16 protein-coding genes and 1 tRNA gene are annotated in these 18573 nt (G+C 64.4%); 8 read left to right on the top strand and 9 right to left on the bottom strand.

Features of this window, described 5'->3' with window-relative positions:
* Positions 1-83 precede the first annotated feature (83 nt).
* Positions 84-902, bottom strand: coding sequence for an alpha/beta fold hydrolase (locus ACFYOW_RS34245; RefSeq protein ID WP_387294203.1), 819 nt, complete (start codon positions 900-902; stop codon positions 84-86).
* A 5-nt stretch (positions 903-907) separates the two neighbouring features.
* The gene (locus tag ACFYOW_RS34240) at positions 908-2305 is read right to left on the bottom strand and encodes an FAD-binding oxidoreductase (RefSeq protein WP_387294202.1); all 1398 of its coding nucleotides are present in this window, start codon (positions 2303-2305) and stop codon (positions 908-910) included.
* 321 nt (positions 2306-2626) lie between these two features.
* On the opposite strand from ACFYOW_RS34240, the gene ACFYOW_RS34235 reads away from it, so the two are divergent.
* From ACFYOW_RS34235 to ACFYOW_RS34225, 3 genes are all read left to right on the top strand, one after another.
* Complete coding sequence (locus ACFYOW_RS34235; protein WP_387294276.1) at positions 2627-3619, top strand: alpha/beta hydrolase; 993 nt, start codon at positions 2627-2629, stop codon at positions 3617-3619.
* Positions 3620-3981: 362 nt separating this feature from the next.
* Positions 3982-5352 carry a S1 family peptidase gene (locus tag ACFYOW_RS34230; RefSeq protein WP_387294201.1) on the top strand — a complete coding sequence of 457 codons (1371 nt, stop codon included), beginning with the start codon at positions 3982-3984 and terminating at the stop codon, positions 5350-5352.
* 60 nt (positions 5353-5412) lie between these two features.
* Complete coding sequence (locus ACFYOW_RS34225; protein WP_387294200.1) at positions 5413-6333, top strand: transglycosylase SLT domain-containing protein; 921 nt, start codon at positions 5413-5415, stop codon at positions 6331-6333.
* 6 nt (positions 6334-6339) lie between these two features.
* On the opposite strand, the gene ACFYOW_RS34220 is transcribed toward ACFYOW_RS34225, so the two are convergent.
* From ACFYOW_RS34220 to ACFYOW_RS34210, 3 genes are all read right to left on the bottom strand, one after another.
* Positions 6340-7638, bottom strand: coding sequence for a YhgE/Pip domain-containing protein (locus ACFYOW_RS34220; RefSeq protein ID WP_387294199.1), 1299 nt, complete (start codon positions 7636-7638; stop codon positions 6340-6342).
* A 66-nt stretch (positions 7639-7704) separates the two neighbouring features.
* Positions 7705-8703, bottom strand: coding sequence for an alpha/beta hydrolase (locus ACFYOW_RS34215; protein ID WP_387294198.1), 999 nt, complete (start codon positions 8701-8703; stop codon positions 7705-7707).
* Positions 8700-8966 carry a hypothetical protein gene (locus tag ACFYOW_RS34210; protein WP_387294197.1) on the bottom strand — a complete coding sequence of 89 codons (267 nt, stop codon included), beginning with the start codon at positions 8964-8966 and terminating at the stop codon, positions 8700-8702. The genes ACFYOW_RS34215 and ACFYOW_RS34210 overlap by 4 nt, the downstream gene beginning before the upstream one ends.
* 298 nt (positions 8967-9264) lie before the next feature.
* Between ACFYOW_RS34210 and ACFYOW_RS34205 the strand changes: the two genes are divergently transcribed.
* From ACFYOW_RS34205 to ACFYOW_RS34185, 5 genes are all read left to right on the top strand, one after another.
* Positions 9265-11580, top strand: a complete 2316-nt coding sequence (locus ACFYOW_RS34205) for an ATP-binding protein (RefSeq protein ID WP_387294196.1) — start codon at positions 9265-9267, stop codon at positions 11578-11580.
* Positions 11581-11718: 138 nt separating this feature from the next.
* On the top strand, positions 11719-12501 hold the full coding sequence (locus ACFYOW_RS34200) for a Zn-ribbon domain-containing OB-fold protein (RefSeq protein WP_387294195.1): 783 nt from the start codon (positions 11719-11721) through the stop codon (positions 12499-12501).
* 149 nt (positions 12502-12650) lie between these two features.
* Complete coding sequence (locus ACFYOW_RS34195; RefSeq protein ID WP_387294194.1) at positions 12651-14054, top strand: ATP-binding protein; 1404 nt, start codon at positions 12651-12653, stop codon at positions 14052-14054.
* A complete protein-coding gene (locus ACFYOW_RS34190; RefSeq protein WP_387294193.1) occupies positions 14045-14314 on the top strand; it encodes a response regulator transcription factor in 270 nt (89 codons plus the stop codon). The genes ACFYOW_RS34195 and ACFYOW_RS34190 overlap by 10 nt, the downstream gene beginning before the upstream one ends.
* 353 nt (positions 14315-14667) lie before the next feature.
* Positions 14668-15294, top strand: a complete 627-nt coding sequence (locus ACFYOW_RS34185) for an MspA family porin (RefSeq protein WP_387294192.1) — start codon at positions 14668-14670, stop codon at positions 15292-15294.
* A 269-nt stretch (positions 15295-15563) separates the two neighbouring features.
* On the opposite strand, the gene ACFYOW_RS34180 is transcribed toward ACFYOW_RS34185, so the two are convergent.
* The 4 genes from ACFYOW_RS34180 to ACFYOW_RS34165 all read right to left on the bottom strand — a co-directional run bounded on the left by ACFYOW_RS34180 (position 15564) and on the right by ACFYOW_RS34165 (position 18565).
* Complete coding sequence (locus ACFYOW_RS34180) at positions 15564-15713, bottom strand: hypothetical protein (RefSeq protein WP_387294191.1); 150 nt, start codon at positions 15711-15713, stop codon at positions 15564-15566.
* Between the two features lie 196 nt (positions 15714-15909).
* Positions 15910-15985: transfer RNA gene (locus ACFYOW_RS34175), tRNA-Thr, on the bottom strand.
* A 705-nt stretch (positions 15986-16690) separates the two neighbouring features.
* Complete coding sequence (locus ACFYOW_RS34170; RefSeq protein ID WP_387294190.1) at positions 16691-17041, bottom strand: response regulator transcription factor; 351 nt, start codon at positions 17039-17041, stop codon at positions 16691-16693.
* 318 nt (positions 17042-17359) lie between these two features.
* Positions 17360-18565: a DNA polymerase III subunit delta' gene (locus tag ACFYOW_RS34165; protein ID WP_387294189.1), complete on the bottom strand. Its 1206-nt coding sequence runs from the start codon at positions 18563-18565 to the stop codon at positions 17360-17362.
* Positions 18566-18573 lie beyond the last annotated feature (8 nt).

Raw genomic sequence — 18573 nt, 5'->3', positions numbered from 1 at the left:
CCGGCCCCAGCTATTGACCACGGCCGCCCTCTGCACCGGCATCGACGAGCAAACCCTCGACGAGGTGCGCGCCGCGATGGGAACTACTTACTGATCGGATGTTGTCGCAGGAAATGGCGGACGACGGCGTCGAACGCCTTCGGCGCCTCGAGGTTGCAGCAGTGGCCGACACCGGGAATCACGACCAACTGGGAGCCGGGGATACTCGCGTGCAATCCCTCGGCGATGCGCAGCGGCGCTCGCTCGTCGAGCTCGCCGTTGAGGATCAGCGTTGGGACGGCGATGGTGGGTAGCACGTCGCGCAGGTCGGCCTCCGCGAATGCCGAAAGTATCGCGACCATGCCGCTCGGTCGCGAATCGGACATGATCGCCAGCATCTCGTCGATCCACTCCCGCGGTATCGGTGTGGCGAAAAATGTCGGAAGGTAGGACTCGGCCCATTCTGCCGGTGGCCGCTGGGTCTGCTCCCGTATCCGCCGCACCCGCTCGTCCACCACATCCGCGGGTAGCGATCCCGCCCATCCGGCGTATGCGCCGACGAGGATCAACGAGCGCGGCACATCAGGGTGGCGGTGATACAGCTCGATGGCCAGGCCGCCACCGAACGACAGCCCGAGCACATGCGGATGTTCGATCCCGAGTTCTCGAATCAATCCCGCCAGTGTGTCGGCGTAGTAGCCCAGACGCACACCTTCGGGCGGATCGTCGGACCTGCCGCATCCAGGTGCATCCCAGGCAATGACCGTGTACTCATCGGCGAGCGACTCCAACTGCAGCCGCCACGATCGGCTGTCCTCCCATCCGCCGTGGAGCAACACCAGCGGTGGACCGGCACCCACCATCCGGTAGGCGATCGACCGCCCATCGACCTCGATCCGAGCTGAATCGGCCGCAACCCTCATCGCGATCAGCCCGGCTTGATATTGGCGTTGCGGTGGAAAACATTCTCGGGGTCGTACTCGGTCTTGATATCGGCCAGCTTCGCGTATTTGGCGGGTCCATAGGATGCGCGTACCCGGTCCTCGCCCGCCTCCGCCATGAAGTTGACATACCCGCCCTGGTTGGAGGCGAAGGGACACAGCGCTTCCCAGGTGGAGCGCACCCACGCCCTGTCGGCGGCCAATATCTCGGCATCAGGCGCGGCGGCTTCGATATTGCATACGTAGTGTGCCGAGCGCGCGCCGCCAAATGCGGTGTCGTCCTCGCCGACGGCAGTGAAGGCGCCATCGAGTACGAAGATCGGCATGAACGACAGCGGCGATGTCTTCTGCCCCGCCCGCTCGGTCAGAATCGCGATCACGTCGTCGGAGAAGTCGTCGAGATCGAGCGCCTTCTCATATCCGTGGATGCCCCACGGCGCCGCCACATCGAGCATCGACTGCAATCCGGTAAAGGGTATCGGGGCAATGAATTCGAAGAGCGGGGCGAGCGCACTGCGGATCGGCGCAACCATCTCGGCATGTTCTTCGGCAGTACCGTAACCGGCGACAATAAGCGCATGACCCGGTACGAAGTGGTACTGCTCCGGCACGAAAGGCTCCGGCGGCGCGGATAAAGCGACGGCGACCAGCACTCCCGACCTGGGCGGCATCGTCGGTATGAACGCACGAATCATATGCAGCGCGGCATCCCCATCCGTCAGTGGCCAGAAGAAGAATCCGACGTGCACTTCGGGCCCGATCCGATGCGTGCGATATTCGAATTCGGTGACGATTCCGAAATTTCCGCCACCACCACGCAACGCCCAGAACAGGTCCGGATTCTCACTGGCGGACGCCCGCACGATCCGGCTATCGGCAAGAACGACCTGTGCCGAGACGAGATTGTCGATCGACAGTCCGGCTACGCGGGTCAGCCAACCCATGCCACCACCCAGGGTGAGGCCACCCACGCCGGTATCGCTGATCACGCCGCCGGGCACGGCCAGTGCGTACGCCTGGGTCGCGGCATCCATATCCGCCATCGTCGCGCCGCCGCCGACCAAAGCTCTCCCGGCCACCGGATCCACCACGACGCGATTCATCACCCCGAGATTGATCATCAGGCCGCCGTCGCAGACCGCCGTGCCGCTGTAGGCGTGCGCACCGCCGCGCACCGCTACCTCGAAGTCGTTTTCCCTCGCGAAAGCCAAGGCCGCGGCCACGTCCTCGGTGGAAAGGCACTGGGCGATCACCGCGGGCCTCCGGTCGATGGCCCCGTTCCAGATGGCACGGGCATGGTCATAACCCGCGTCGTCAGGAGCGAATACCGGCCCGCCGATCGCGGATCTCAGTGCTCTGAAGTCGAAACTCATTGTTTGGGTCATGGCATTTCTCCAGCCACCGGTCCCCGACCACTCGTGGAAGAGCGGGTCACGCTGTCCGCGTCGCCGACTCTTGCTGCGGCACCGACACGTAGGTGGTGCTATCCGAATGCCACGCACACAACCAGCCCATCCGGATGATGTGGCGCGCTTGACATAGTAACGCTGGTGCACGGCGGCCGTACCTGGTTTCGGTCCGGTGCCGACCTACCGGCGACGTGTCGGTGCGGCACCGGCCGGAACCTTGGTGCTAAAAGCTTGGGTATGGACAGGGGCGTAATCGGAGGAATACATAGATCGGTAGTCGGCATCGCGTTGGTGGGGATGCTCGTCGGCACGACGTTAGGTGCGCCGTCGGCCTTTGCCGAGGTCACCACATCCGCGCAGATTTCTACGGATACGGCGTCGGACGACGGTTCGTACATAACCGACGTCGAGTACATCGACGACCGCAATATCCGACTTCAGGTCTATTCCGCGGCGATGGGCGCTGAATTTCCGGTGGAGATCCAGCGGGCCGCGGATGACTCGGTTCCCCGGCCGACGCTATATCTGTTGAACGGTGCGGGCGGCGGCGAGGACGACGCATCGTGGCAGGCACAAAGCGATGCGCGGCAGTTCATGTCGGACAAAGACGTCAACCTGGTCCAGCCGATCGGCGGCAGGTTCAGTTACTACACCGACTGGCTCGAGGACGATCCGGTACTGGGTCGCAATAAATGGAAGACCTACCTGACCGATGAATTGCCACCGCTGATCAATTCCGCACTCGGCACCAACGGAGTCAACGCGATCGCAGGAATTTCCGCTTCCACCGCCACGGTATTGGCATTGCCAATTGCCCGACCCGACCTCTACCGGGCTGCAGCCGCATATAGTGGCTGCGCACAGACCAGCGATCCGATCGGTTCCAGGTTCCTTAAGCTCGTGATCGCCTGGGGTGGCGGAAACGCCGACAACATGTGGGGTCCGGTCGGTTCGCCCGAATGGACGGAAAACGATCCGTACCTGCACGCCGATAAATTGCGCGGCATCGATCTGTATCTCTCTTCAGGTAATGGCCTGCCCGGAAAATATGACACGCTGAACGGGGCACATGCCGAACCCGGCCTCGACGGATTGACAAATCAGGTTCTGCTCGGCGGCGCGATCGAAGCAGCGGCCAATTACTGCATGAAGAATTTGCAGGCTAAGCTGATAGCGCTCGGCATTCCGGCAACGTACAACTTCGACGAGGGCACGCACTCGTGGGGTTATTGGGAAGACGAATTGAAGCGGTCGTGGCCGGTCCTTGCGCACGGACTCGGCTTGACATAGTGCATTGAAACCGAACGCGGGGCGGACCCTTTCGGCGTCCGCCCCGCGTTCGGATGTAATGGCCTAGAGGATGGAGAAAATTATTCCGAGCAGTGCGCCAATGGCCGGTCCGAGAATGCTTCCGAGACCCAGCAGCAGCACGAGTGTCCTCCTATTTCGGCGGGGTGGCGATGGACCGGGTGCGATCATCCCAAGCGGTGGATATTCGACAGTTCAACGGTCTCGGCGTGTCGGCAAGTTGTCCGGCGTAGGGGCGTTGACCGGCGCGGACACCGACACGCTATGGAACCAAATAGTCCGTTTTGTGACGCATGTGACATAGCGTCATCGAATACTTCGGCGCTTGGTCAGGAGGCGGCTCGATGAGGTCGGGTATTCGTACGCGGCGGGCAGCGCTCGGCTGCTGTGCCGCATTGGCAATGGCAGGTTCGATCGCGCATCCGGCAGCGGCCGCACCAAAGCCCGATGCCGCCCCGCTGCCGCCCGGACTGATCGCGGCCGTCGCGAGTGACCTCGGAATGGATGCGCACGAATATCTCGTACGCGCCGAAACCGCCCGGCGGCTGGCCGAATTCGCACAGCAGGCGCGCGCCGCATACCCGGCCGTATTCGCGGGGATCCGGATGAGTGACGACCGTCCGATCGTCTCCCTCGCCGAAGGTGAGCGCGCGGCGGACGCCAAAACCATCGCCGAAAAGGCCGGATTCAGCGTGGAAACCGTTGCCGACAGTGAGCGCACTCTCGATGCCCGCCGCATCGCCTTCGAACGTTGGCTATCCGGTCAGCCGAGCACCGTCGTCGACTCGATTGTCGCCTACGGCATCGACGTGGTGACCAACAGTTTCGCCGTCCGGCTGGCCGATGACGTGCAGTTGCCGACCGATATCGGGCCGATCCAGTCGGTGACGGCCGTGCTGCCGGAAGCCCGACCCGACGACACCTCCGTTGGCATCCAGACCATCGCCGGAATCGAAGCCGAAGGCGACATCATCGGTGGCCAGCCGTTCGGCATCAAGATCGACGGAAATGCGCACAGGTGCTCGTTCGGCTTCAATGCCAGCGATGCCGGCGGTAGTGCCGTGAATATCACCGCCGGGCACTGCGACCCGAACAATGTTGTCGAACCATCCGCGAAAACCACCGAGCCCCAACGTGTCTACGAATTCAAAGATGGGCAGCTCGGCAAGGAGATCGGTAACTTCACGGTCTCCCAGTTCGCCCCCAAGGACTACGCGATCGTGCGGATCAACGAGACATTCGCGCCGCGCTTCCGGAACAACCTGGTGTCCACCCAGAAAATGGATTCACCGGCGCAGGCGCCCAACGTGAATGTGAACGGCAGTAATGCAGGACAGTCGCGAGCTGCCGGTTCGGATGTCCTGCGCATCGACGGAATCACCGACCCGGTTGTCGGAGCGGCGGTCTGCAAAACCGGCTTCACATCCGGATATTCGTGCGGGACGGTGCTGGCGGCCGGGCAAAAGGGCCTGTTACGCGGCCACGGCGACCAACCGGTCAAGATCGAGAATATGTTCTATGCCGCCCTCTGCGGCCAGCGCGGCGACAGCGGTGGACCGATCTTCGCGGGCACCAAGGCACTCGGCCTCAGCAGCGCCATCGTCACGGTGAGCTCCTCCTTCGATCTCGGCTGCGGCCACGTCCCACTGCTGCTCGGCCAGCCGATCAGCAGTGTGCTGCAAGACAATCCGGGTTTGACCATTCGGACGAACTGATGCACGCGAGCTCATGACACCCATCGATATGGAAGGCAAATACATCTAAGGAGCGAATCGATGCTGCGCGTTGTCGTGGCCGCCATTGCGGTCGGAGCACTCATGGTTTGTGCCGGTCCAGCCGTTGCCGAGGGGTTGGGCGACAGCGTCGTCACGTTCGCCAATGCCCCGAACGACGACGACGCGACCTCCGCTGACAGTCTGGCCGATAGTGGCCCTACATCTACCGACGGACTGAATGACAGCGCCACGTCCGCCGATTTCCCCGACAGCAGTGCCGCCACGTCTGCAGACAGTCCGGGCGAAGGCGTCAACACTTCCGCCGACAGGCGGAACGACGGCGTCACACCATCCGCCAACGGCCCGGATGACAGTCTTGCCACACCTACAGATGGGCCGAGCGGGAGCGACAGCACGCCCACCGACAGGCCGAACGGCAGCACAACCACGCCCGCCAACGCCCCCGACAGCAGCGACGCCACGCCCGCAGACAGTCTCGGCGACAGCGACAGCACATCCGCCGACAGCGTTACCCCATCCACCAACGGCCTGGGCGACAGCCTCGCCCTCTCCGCCGAGGAGAGCGACAATATTGCACCCGGCGACGAGAGCGACGACACAGGCGCCGTCAAGCCCGCCGCCAGCCCGCCCGACAGTGGAACAACCACTGCCGGACTCGCGTTCTCACTGGTCCGCTTGGGCACCAGAGCCCTCGCCCTGACAGTGGTACCACTGCACCAGTTCCCAGCCTTCGACGCCGTCATCACCCACGAAAGCGGTTGGGACGTCTTCGCCATCAACCCGAAAAGCGGCGCCTACGGCCTCGGCCAAGCACTGCCCGCCGAAAAGATGCAAACCCACGGCGCCGATTGGCGATTCAACCCGCTGACCCAAATCCGCTGGACCTACGACTATATGAACGAGCGCTACGGCAGCCCCGACGGCGCCTGGGCATTCTGGCAGGCACACCACTGGTACTGACCAGCATCAGCTCTTTGCCGGTGCGCGGTGCAGTTCTTTCCGGTCGTAGTAGCGAGTGACGACCCCGCCGACGACGAGTCCGATGACCAGGCCCAGCAGCGTCATCCAGATCGCGCGGCTCAGACCGGCGGAGCCGTCGGCGTTGAAATACAGGATGGCCCTGATGCCGAGGTACACCTGGTGCATCGGTTCGAAATCGGCGAGCCAGGCAACGGATTTCGGGATTGCCTCGATCGGGATGGTGCCACCGGAGGACGGCAGCCCGAGCACGATGAACAGGATGAGGTTGACCAGCAGACCGGCGGTACCGAGCGCCGACACGATCGACAGCGCGGTGACGCCGACCGCGATGATCGCGAACATGCTGTAGAGGAACAGCAGCAACGGCCGCTCGATGGGCATGCCGAGCCAATGCCCGACCGCCATGAATATCCCGGCCACAACCGGCGCGGTACCGGTGATCACGCCCCACTTCAGCAGCAGCGTCCGCAGCCGGGAAATCGGCGTCGTCGGATAGTGCACATACCAGGGACCGAATTCGGTCGGTGCGAAACCGAGCGACGAATCGACCATCCCGTTGATCACCATGGCGCCGGTGAATCCGGCCAGCAGCACCATCATCGTGTAGAAGAAGGCCGTCAGACCGCCGCCCGTTCCCGACGGCAGGGGATGGAACGGGGTGACGACCACATCGATCGGCTGGGCCAGCATCAGCCGACTCAGGCCGGCCAGTTCCGGCGCCGACCCGGACGATTGCAGCTGGGTCTGCACGGTCTCGGTGAGCTGTTTGCCAACCGTCTGATTCGCTTGCGCGAGTGCGCTTCCAGCCACCGTCTGCACGACCTGCGATGAGAACGCACCGGATCGCGGATTGGTGTACACCGTGATGATCGGCCGGCTGACATCGCCGGGCACCACGCTGGCGGTGGCGAAAATTCCGAGCCGCTTGGTGAAGTCGCTCGGAATGACGATCGCCCCGTACACATTGCCCGAGTTCAACTCTTGCTGCGCCTCGTTGATGCCGAGCACCCGCAGATCGATTTTGTCGCTCGGCATCTGCTGCACCAGCGCATCACTGATCTGCTTGCCCACATTGGTCGGCTTCCCGCCGATCAGATCCCCGCTGTCCTGATCGACCAGCGCGATCGGAAAGCCGTGCAGATGCTTCGACGGATCGACCACATACGCGAGATACATCGTGGCCAGCAGGGCCATGAGCAGCGACACCACAACCGCCGGTGCGAGCCACACGCGTACGCGCGATCGACGAGGACTCGTCTGCTCGACGCCTTCCGGGTTCGTCATGCCAGCACCGTAATTGCTGGATCGAGACGAATGGGGTGATTGCCGAACTGTGTCTCAGCGGGCGGATCAAGCCACAATCTGGCGGTGGAACAGACCCAGGTCGTCGATCGCGGCTCGGGCGTCGGAAAGGAAATCCGAGGCGACGTGGTGGACGTGCGGCGCGCGGTCCCAGACCTGCAGCTGTACCGGGCCGTCCGCTTCGACGCAGCGGCGGACCAGCATTTCCGCGTCGGGCAGCAGGCATTCGGTGGAGCCGACCTGGATCAAGACCGGAGGTAGACCGGTGAAGTCGTGGTTGACCGGCGACCATGTCGGATCGAGTTCGCCGTCGAGGGCGACGCCGCGCCGCACGATTGTTTCCAGGATCCGAGTGGGGATATAGGAATCGAGGTGCCGGTTGGGGTGGGCGTTTCGGGTCGTCGAATCGAAGTCGGCCCACGGTGCGATCGCGGAGATGCCGCCGGGCATCGGCAAGCCGCGTTCCCGGATTGCCAGCACCAGCCGGAAGGCCAGCCCGCCGCCTGCCGAGTCGCCGGAGACAATGATGCGCTCGGGTTGGAAGCCGTGCTCGAGGAGGTAGACATAGGACTCGACGGCGTCGTCGAGAGTCTCGGTGAAATGCGCACCGGGTAAATGCCGGTAGTCGACATTGAATACCGGCATCCGGCTCGCGCGTCCGATTTTGGCGACGAGGCGCCGATGGGTATTCAAACCGCCGCTGATAAACCCACCGCCGTGGAAGTACAGCAGCGCCGAGTCTTGTCGCTGCCACGGGGCGGGCAGATCGTCGTTCCACAACCATTCGGCACGGAAGTTACCCAACTGAACGGTCCAGCGTTTGGTGCCCTTCGGAGGCACGAGTGCGGCAGCCGGTAGATCGATGAGTCGGCTGAGCCAGAGCGCGTGCCCGAGCCGGCCGTGGCCACCTATCAGCGCCAGGGTTGCCAACCCCAACCCGACTGTGCCACGCAGCAGCGGATGGGCGATTCGAGTTCCGATACTTGCCTGGTTGGCTGGTTCGACAGTCGGTAAGGATGCTTCGGGCCGCGCAACTGCCGTGGTCACGACCATTGCCATTGTCTGCCCTTATTCGGGCATGGCGGAATAAGGGTGGTCCAGAAGTCGCGGCGCACCGCGTCCCACAGCTTCGTCAGACCCGGATGGAGTTCTCGTGCTTGCACGAGATCCGGATAAGCGGCCGGGCCGAACGAGAGCACCGGCGAAGCATCGGATGTGTCGTGCACGGCGACGATCGAGATCAGCCGATTCTGGATCAAACGCCACGTCACGCGCAGTCCGTCGAATTCGGTGCGACATACGTCATCCATCGCCACCCCCGGTTGTCGCGGATGTAGCTGGTGCCTTTGGCTACCCCCATCGATCGGGCACGCTCGGTGAGATGTCAAGGTCGACCTCCTGCTCACAACTGATTGACCGAGCCTCACAGATCCGTCACGCACAGACATGGGTAGAAACACCCACTTCACCACCCAAATCCGCAGTTCGCGCATGTTGAGACCGCATTCGGACGCACAGATGGGGTAGCACTCGGGCACCAACCGCTTCGGGAACGACCTTCGCAAACCAGGCCCTCACAGGGCCCCCGGCACGGTTAGATTAGGTCTCATGGGGCGAAGTAAGCCCACTCGCGTGGTCGGTAACCTGCCATTCGCGGTGACAAGTTTCGTCGGACGGCAACGGGAGATCCGCGAGGTCCGCGAGCTGCTCGCGACGGCTCGGTTGGTCACGCTCACCGGTGTGGGCGGTGTCGGAAAGACTCGGCTCGCCAGCGAGGTAGCGGCCGTTTCCGGCCGGTCGTTCCCGGACGGGGTGTGGCTGGTCGACCTGTCCGCCGTCGCCGATACCGAGCTGGTGGCACAGACGGTGCTGACCAGCCTCGCAATGGTGGACGTGTCGAACCAGACCATCGAGCAGCAGCTCGTCGACTACCTGGCGGATCTACACGCGTTGATCGTGCTGGACAACTGCGAACACCTGGTGGATGCGTGCAGCGCGCTCTGCAACGTGCTGCTGCGATCCTGTGCCGGGCTGCGGATCCTGACCACCAGTCGCGAGTTGCTCGACGTCGCCGGCGAGCACGTATACACGGTTCCGACGCTGTCGATGCCAACCCCTTACGATCCGGTGACGCTCAGGGGGCTGACTGCCTACGATGCGCCTACGATGCTGGTGGAGCGGGCGCGGGCGGTGCGCCCGGACCTGACCCTGACCGAACGTGATGCGGATGTGGTGGTGCGGGTCTGCGAGCGTCTGGACGGGATTCCACTCGCCATCGAGCTCGCCGCGTCCCGGTTGCGGTCGCTATCGCTGCCCGCCGTCCTGGACCGGCTCGAGGATCGATTCTTGCTGTTGGCCGGTTCGGTCCGGGCCACTGTGCCACGGCAGCGGACGCTGCGTGCCCTGATCGACTGGAGCTATGAGCTGTGCCTGCCGACCGAACAGCTGCTGTGGGCGCGGCTGTCGGTGTTCGCCGGTGGATTCACCCTCGCCGCGGCGGAGGGCGTCTGCGCTGGTCCCGACCTGCCGCGTGCACGAATTCTGGACCTGATCGACCATCTGGTCGCGCAGTCGATCCTGGCGCCCGAACCAACCGTCGGCCCACCGCGGTATCGGATGCTGGAAACGATCCGCGAATACGGCTCGCATCGGCTGACCGAGCGGGACGAGACGAGCGCCATGCGCAAGCGGCATTGCGACCACTACCTTGCACTCGCCGAGCAGATCGCCGCAGCCTGGAACGGCCCCGGCCAAGCGGCCGGTCTGGCCGAGTTGCGCGCCGAACGGGACAATCTGCAAGCCGCGCTGGACTGGGCGACGAGCACACCGGCCGCCGTCCGCGAAGCGCTGGCGCTGGTCACCGCCCTGCGCTATCACTGGTGCACCGACGGGTTCCTCGGTGAAGGACGGCGATGGATCGATAAGGCATTGCACACTGCCGACTACTCCGGCCCGGAGCGAATCTCTGCCCTGTGGGTGGCCGGCTGGGCGCGGTTGCTGCTGGGCGACATCGATGCGGCCACTGTGTCGCTCGACGAATGCGCTGAGCGCGCGGCGGCGGTGGGCGATCGCCACGCGCTGGGCTGGGTGACCTGTCTGCGCGGCACAGCCCAGTTGTTACCCGGACATCTCGCACCGGCCATCGCAGCATTCGAGCAGGCCGCCGAGGATTACGCGGACGACGACGAGGTGGTCCGCATGACCCTGTTCCAACTCTCCCTGACCATGGCACACACCGGTGACCACAGTGCGGGCGCGACGGCCCGCCGCGGCATCGAACTGGCCGACCAGCAGGGCGAACGGTTGACCAAATCCTATTCACTCTGGGCGCTCGGCTACTACCAGTACGTCAGCGGCGAATACGACAGTGCGGTCGAGTCGACGCGTGCCGCCCTGGAGATCCAGCGCGAATTCAACGACCATGTCGGCGCGGCGCTGATGATGGAATTGCTGGCCTGGATCGCCGCCGCCCGCGGCGAATACCGGCACGCGGCGCGACTGATGGGCGCGGTCGGATCGGTATGGCGACGCATCGGCACCTCGATCGCAGCGTTCGGACCACATCTCGGCGCACAGCACTCAGCCTGCGAGCACACCCTCACCAAGTCACTGCGGCGGGCGGAGCAGGACACGGAAAGAGGGCACGGTGCGGCACTGGATCACGCTCACGCGATCCAATACGCACTCGACCCCAGCCAGACCGCCCAGGAGCCGAACGAGCACGAAGACACCATGCTCACGGCCCGCGAGCGGCAGGTGGCCGAACTCGTCACGCAGGGCCTCAGCAACCGGCAGATCGCGGAACGGCTCGTGCTGTCGACGCGCACCGTCGACCGGCACCTGGAAAACATCCTGTGCAAACTCGGCTACTCGTCTCGGGCACAAATAGCCGCCTGGACCGCGCGTACGCATCGCCTGCACTAGCCCCTCGACCGGGTCGCGATACGGACCGGTCCGCAGAAATGGGTATACCCCCGGTAGTTCTACCGTCGTGTTCGGGCGCTGAGAAAGCAACGCTTGGTGGGGACAGCATCCATGGCTATCACCACACCGAGGTTTCCCATGTCCGAGCAAACATACGAGTACGGTGGCAGACCCACCGGGACCGATACCGCAATGATGATCCGGCGCTGTGGACGCTGTGACAAATTGTTCGCGCCGCTGACCGCCGAATGTTCGTCGTGCCGGTCCTGGGATCTCGAATGGTCGCCGTCGTCGGGTCTCGGTTCGATCGTGTCGTGGCGGCTCGTACACCGGAGTGTGAGCCGTCCGCACGCCCAGGTGGTGCCGTTGACCATAGCCATTGTGGAACTCGACGAGGGGCCGTGGGTGTACGCGACAATCGAGGGTGACGTCGCACCGTCTGCGGAACTGCCGGTCCGGGTGCGATTCGAGCCGCGTCCTCGGATCGATCGATTCCCGGTGTTCACCGTCTGCCGAGCAACGCCCGATCCGGATGACAGCGTTCGTCCCGCGGCACAGCGTTCGTGTGCTGCGAACGATATGCGCCCGACGCATCGCCCCCCTGTCGAACATCGCTACGACGCGTGGTGGGTGCGGACCTCGCTGCGCGAGTGTGAGCTCATGGAGAGCGCGAAGGCCCTCGACGCGGCGGCGAAAGCCCTGATCAGCTTTGCGATCCGCTGGGCGCCGTTCGGCGGCGCCACGGCAGGCGAACTGCTTGTGACCTTCGGCGTGACCCGTCGGCGGTTCCTGCACATGGTGGAGGAGGCACTGGACCCACGACACACCGACAGCGTCAAAGTGCGCGGGTTGAAGCGCCATTTGCGGGAAGCCCTGGCACAGGCCTGGCAGATGAGTCCCACCGCGCTCCCCACCGCCTGATGTAGCTACGAACTCGCGATCCGTTCACCTTCGTTGGCGATACCAGGCCAGCAACAGCGTCTCGACCAGATTTGCCGAGGCCGCCACCACTTGCTCGCAGTTGTCGAGAACCAGCAGCATTTCCCGCGAGCTGAGGAACTGGAGACGGATTGCCGCTGGCGATCGAACTCGCGGCGGCTCGGATGCGCGCCATGTCTCCCGAGCAGATCCTGCAGCGGCTCACCGACCGGTACGCGCTGCTCACCCGCGGTAGCCGCACCGCGCCGACGCGACAGCAGACGCTGCGGTGGTGCATCGACTGGAGCTACCAGCTGTGCACGCCGGTCGAGCAGCGGATATGGGCCCGGTTATCGGTATTCGCCGGCGGCTTCGAACTCGATGCCGTCGAGCAGGTGTGCGGCGCCGACCTTGCGCCGGAGATTCTGCTGGACGCATTGTCCTCCCTGGTGGACAAGTCCATCGTGATCCGGGAGGAACCCGAAGGCGTCGTGCGCTTCCGAATGCTGGAGACCATGCGTGATTACGGTCGCGAGAAGTTGCAGGAGAGCGGCGAATTCCGGGACCTGCGTCGGCGCCACCGTGACTGGTACGAGCGATTGGCCCTGGCTTCGGAGGCAGGGTGGATCAGCGACCGGCAGCTCGGCTGGCTGGCACGGCTCGACCGTGAACAACCGAATTTCCGGGACATGCTCGAGTTCTGCCTTGCCGAAGACAGCGCGGAGGCCGCCGAAGCCGGGCTGCCCACCGCCACCGCCCTATACCTGTTCTGGAGCTTTCGGGGCCAGTACGGCGAAGGCCGACGCTGGCTCGACCGCGTCCTGCCCCACCCTGCCGCGCACTCGATACCCGACCGCGTCAAAGCGCTGCATACGAGCGCGATCATGACGGCGGTACAGGGGAACCTGGAGCGCGCGGCCGCCCTCGTGGAGCAGGCATGCACGCTTGCCGAACAGGACCCCGCTCCCACTACCAAGGCGCTGGCCGCGTCCGCCAGGGGAGCCGTGGCACTGTATCGGCGTGAACACGATCGGGCGATATCCGTGCTCGAGCCCGCCCTCGCGGTATTCGAATCGAATACGCGAGGACATCTGTATATCTCCGTGTTGACCATGCTCGGTTGGGCACGCGCACTCCAAGGTGATATAAAGCGATCGATCGAATATCGCGAGCAGATACTTTCCATCACCGAAGCCTGCGGCGAATCGCTGTTTCGGTCGAGCACGTTGTGGGGGATCGGAATTGCCGCATGGCAGCAGAGCGAGCGTTCGCACGCAGAAGAAGTGCTGCTGGAATCGCTGCGAGTCAGCCGACACATACCCAGCCCTATCGTCGCGGCCCCCGGCATCGAGGCACTGGCCTGGACCGCCGAGAATGGTGAACGCGCTGCCATTCTGATGGGAGCCGCCGAATACCTGTTGCGCTCCGCCTCAGGTGTCACAATTTTTCCAACGAGTTGTCCCAATTTCACGACGAATGCGAGCGCCGGGTGCGCGGCGCACTCGGTGACCGGGCATTCGATGCCGCCTTCCGGCGCGGCCAGGCCATGGGGTTGAACGCCGCGGTGTCCTACGCCCTGGGGGAACCGCCGACCAACACAGCACACGATTCCGCGACGACATTGACCAGACGTGAACTCGAGGTCGCACACCTTGTCGCCCAAGGACTCACCAACAAACAGATCGCCGCAAAACTGGTGCTCTCCCAACGCACCGTACAGCACCACGTCGAACACATCCTGACCAAACTCGGATTCACCTCACGCACCCAGATCGCCGCCTGGATCGCGGACGAGGCCAAGCACGAGAGTTCTTGACCGTTGCGTGGAGCCGCCCGGGTTAATCGAAACCCCTTGGGGCCCAGCACAACTAGCTAGTGCCGTGACGATCCCGTCAGTCCCCGAGATTCTCGAGTCGCGCCCTGCCGATGTCCGGCTAGTCGACAGGCCGGATGAGTAACAGGGCGCATGAGATCAGTTGTCCCGTAGATGCGGTAGGGTCTGCCGGAAGGTTCGAGTGCTGGTCCCGCATCGAACCTCCTGCGCGGCTAGACACTTCGAGTCCCGGTGTCGCGAGCGATCTATTTCTACGGAACAGTCTGTGTCGGTAATTATTCGACTGGAGTGGTATGACCAGGAAATATCTCAGGATTATTGCATCGCTCACGGCGATGGTCGGTGCGGCGACTTACATTGCGAACACACCCGCCGATGCGGCACCTGGCGAAGCCGGTGCCGGTGGCATGCACCTCGTCGCGGCGGTGGACGTGGGCAATCTCGTCCCGGCCGGAGACGAAGTAACACAAGGAATCCCGTTCGTGCACGCAGCCAAAGTGTCCGGAGATTATTCGGTGTCTGTCAGCGGCGGTTCAGTCCGCGACGGGGAAATTGCGATCGGATACTTGATCGGTTGCGCCGTGGATATCTCCGAAGGCGTCACCATCGGGATTGCGCCGAGCGTCGGCGTCAGCGCGGGTATCGCACCCTCGCTCGCGTTGACCTTCGGCGACTCGACCAGCGTCACCGTCGCAGTTTCACCGAGTTTCGGCGTCAATGCCGGTCTCGCCGGAGCGATCTCGGTAACCCTCGTACCAGGGAAGGTCACGGCGGCGGTTATCGGTACGGCCAGCCTGGATCAGGACGCAACGTACCCCTACACATTCAGTCACACCAACACGCCACTGAACGTCAACGGATGCCTGTCGCCCGCATCAGCGATGCCGTTCGTCACCGCGCGCGTCGACGGTATCAACGGAACCGCCCAGACAACCGGCTACGGAACACAATTCACGTTCTAGGGACACTGCCGCCGCAAACGCCGACCCCGCCTCTCGGACGTAGCCACCGCTAAGAAGGGATCCGGGGGTCGGCCTTCCGAGCATTCCAGTTCGGACCAACAAGGACGGCGTGATCACGTTCCGGGTCGGGCCCGCCCTCCTGTCCTTCTCGCACAATCTGGCGGCGAGCCGCTCCTTGGGGATCGTCCGGAAGGGTCGATCCCCAAAATCAGCGATTCTGTCGATGCGGGCCGCTGCCGGTGCATTCTCGGTGCGTGGTCTTCGACTTCTCAGCCTTCCCGATCCTCGAGACCGAGCGACTGGTACTGCATGAATGGCACCCCGTCGACGCGAGCGACATGTTCGCCTTCCGGAGCGATCCAATCGCGCAGCGCTACAACTCCGGGGCCCATCGCGACGTATCCCGACGCCGAGGCCATGATCGCCGCGCTGCGCACCGCCTACGCCGCCGAGGAACAAATCCACTGGGCCCTGACCGGGCGCGATGACCGACCCATCGGTCTGTTCGGCATCAACTCCTGGCACCGCTTCCACCGCCGGGCCGAGATCGGCTACGACCTCGCACGGACACACCGTCTATCGGTTGGGCAAGAAGTAGCCTCTGAACTGGGAAAATGGAGCCGCCTGGGGGAATCGAACCCCCGACCTTTTCATTACGAGTGAAGCGCTCTACCGACTGAGCTAAGGCGGCGTGCCTTTCGGCCACGCGAGTCTATCGTCTCGGCGGTCGGATCGCGAAAACGGGTGGTCATCGCAGCGCGAACGGCAGACCCGACCACGGCGTCCGGCCAGTTCTCGGTCGGATGCCCACCCGCCGGTCGAGCATTGGGGCAGGTCGAACCCCGACCTTTTCATCACGATTCACTATTGCAATATCGCCGCGGCGGCGATGTTGCACCGAAGAGGCCGTCGCGTCCGTTGGGGTGCTGGCCGACCAGGTCGGCCTCACGTCCTCGAAGCCGTTGGGCTCGCTCTCTAGGAATCTCCGCGGACCGTCTGCGAAACCGCAATCGCCGGCGATGGACGCGGAAGAGATCGGCCATGATGGTCTCGGTGTGGGCTATCGGTGCGTGCAGGTGGAGCCGGACCGCGTGGTACCACTGGCACAAGACGTGTCACCGCAGGTGATGCCGACCTCGACCGCGCATGCCGCGCCGGTTCGCGCGCAGTCGAGTTGGCGCTCGAGCTCCGATCTCCGGCGAAGTGACCGCCCCTCGGAACTCCGGGCAACATCCCGCAGTCCATTGACCTCGACCAAGAAGGAATTGGTCTCCGATTCGTCGAATCGCAGGTCTTCGGAATCGATTTCGACCAATTCGTCGCGCAGGCGCATGCGACCGACGGGGAGTCCGGCGGTGTTTCGTGATGATGATCCGCAGATGGTGGCAGGCATTGTCTAGCAGGAAGTCCAGTGTCGCGCGGGCCGCGGGCGTCCGAATTCGGGCTGTTCTGCGGCCCAGGCCGCAATCTGTGCGCGCGAGGTGAAGCCCAGCTTGGTCAGGATACGTTCCACATGTCCATCGGCGGTGCGCTGTGAAATCACCAGCCGGGCGGCGATCGCCTTGTTGGTCAGACCGCGCGCAACGAGATCGGCGACCTGGCGCTCACGCTTGGTCAGGTTTCCTCCCGAACGAGAGGACCGCGCGGTCGCTTCGGCACGCCCGCCGAGCGCGAAGCCCACCGCGGCAGCGAAACTCATCGCGGCGCCTTCCTGACGGGCCGCCTCGAATGCTCGCGCGCCGAGCATCTCGCGACTGTGGCGCGTGTATTCCTCTTGGTACACGCGAACTGGGAAACATGAAGGTGACACTGCCGATGATGCGGCTCAGCGTATCGGCGGCGCCCAGCAGTACAGCGGCGCGCCGGGCATGGTGCTGCTCGGTCGCGATCCAGGCCAGTGTCTCCAAACAGGCCGTCACAACGAGCGGATCGGACACCAGTCGGCCCGCTCGAATACTCTCCCGCAAAAGGTGTTCGGCGCGATCGGGCTCACCGTTTCGCCACACGGCAAATCCCAACGCCCACAACTCCTCGGCGGTCGGATCGCGAAAACGGGTGGTAGCGGTCACGCGGATTGGGCAGAGATGAGGGTAGCGACCATGGCGGCGAGGGCGAAGCGGGGTTTGACGTTGAGGTCGAGGGCCTCGCGGCAGGCGAGGACGGCTTCGATGGAACGGAGCAGGCCCTCGGGGCGGACGCGGTCGGCGAGATCGTGGATCTGGTCGGACATATCGGGGTGGGTGAGGGTGACACCGGAACCGTTGCGGGCGGCGCCGAAGCGGACAGCCAGAGCGTCACGGTAGACGCCCGCGACGTCGATCAGCGCGCGGTCCAGGGCATCGCGGCCGGTGCGGGTGGCGCGGGATTTCTGCCTGCGCTCCAGGTCCTTGAGGACACCGGCCGAACCTCGGGTCGCACCCGCGGCGCCTTTGCCGGTGCCGCCCGCACCGAGTGCGGTCGCCAATTCTTCGCGCTCACGTTCGTCGCGGGCCGCACTCATCTGCTTGGCCTCGTCGTCGGCGGATTTCACCAATTCATCCGCGGCCGCGTAGGCGGCACCCGGCCGCGAAACAGCACCCACCAACGCCAGCGCTCGCTGCCGACGAGCACGCGCTTCCTCGTCGGTGGCCAACCGCCGAGCCCGCCCGACATGACCGCCGCTCACCGATGCCGCCCAGGTGGCGGTCTTCTCATCGAGTTTGTCGCGCTCGCGCAGCACAAGCGCGATCGCGGGCACCGAGGGCGTCACCAGATGTACATGCCGACAGCGCGACCGCAGCGTCACGGAGATGTCCTCCGGATCCACCGACGGCGCGCACAGCAGGAATACCGTTCGATCCGGCGGCTCCTCGACCACCTTCAACAGCACATTGCCCGCCGCCTCGGTCAACCGGTCGGCGTCCTCGATCAGCACCACCTGCCATCGACCGGTACTCGGCCGCCGTGAGGCGATCTGCACGATCTCGCGCATCTCCTTGGTGCTGATGCTCAGCCCTTCCGGAATCACCCGCCGCACATCACCGTGCGTTCCGGCCATAGTGGTCGTGCATGCATGGCACCGACCACATCCGGGCTCCCCTTCGTCCGTGCACTGCAGCGAAGCCGCAAAGCACAGCGCCGCAACGGATCTCCCCGATCCCGGCGGTCCGGTGAACAGCCACGAATGCGTCATCGCGCCATTGCCGGTCCCTCCGCGCGCGGCGACCGCGGCCGCCCGCAATTCGGACTCGACCGCATCCTGCCCAACCAGCCGATCGAAGACACCCGCCACGCGCTACA

The organism is Nocardia sp. NPDC006982 (assembly GCF_042869435.1).
Taxonomy (GTDB): domain Bacteria; phylum Actinomycetota; class Actinomycetes; order Mycobacteriales; family Mycobacteriaceae; genus Nocardia.
The sequence above is the reverse complement of the archived record's forward strand: the minus strand, read 5'-3'. Positions and strand labels throughout refer to the sequence as shown.